The following is a 427-nucleotide window of genomic DNA, read 5'->3' as shown; positions in this document are numbered from 1 at the left end:
ACCACGGTAATAAAGAACAATGTAAAACTTTACCAGGGAGTTACCTTAGGAGCCTTATATGTTGAAAGGGATCTTCGAAATATCAAAAGACATCCTACCATCGAAGATAACGTCACCATTTACGCTAACGCAACCATCTTGGGGGGTGATACAATAATTGGAGAAAATAGCATCATAGGAGGGAACGCATGGCTCACCAATTCTGTTCCTCCTAATTCCTTTGTTACCCACACCCCCACAATAAAAATTAGAAATCTTCAAAATTTTACAGAATAATGAATAATACTGTATTAGACCTCATAGGAAATACTCCTTTGGTAAAAGCCCAAAAACTTGTTACCAATCCGCGGGTAGAATTATATTTTAAACTGGAAGGTCAAAATCCGGGAGGTAGCGTAAAGGACCGGCCTGCTTATAACATGATAAG

The 427-nt window shown here is 38.6% G+C and carries 2 protein-coding genes; both read left to right on the top strand.

The features are described from left to right. The coding region (locus HC175_RS19145; protein WP_369074353.1) for a serine O-acetyltransferase at window positions 1-276 on the top strand (276 nt) is incomplete at its 5' end. Next, on the top strand, window positions 276-427 hold a 152-nt coding region (locus HC175_RS19140), incomplete at its 3' end, for a pyridoxal-phosphate dependent enzyme (protein WP_168139752.1). The genes HC175_RS19145 and HC175_RS19140, both read left to right, overlap by 1 nt.

It is taken from the genome of Salinimicrobium oceani, from assembly GCF_012037645.1.
Note: the sequence above shows the minus strand (reverse complement) of the source record. Positions and strands in the feature narration are given on the sequence as shown.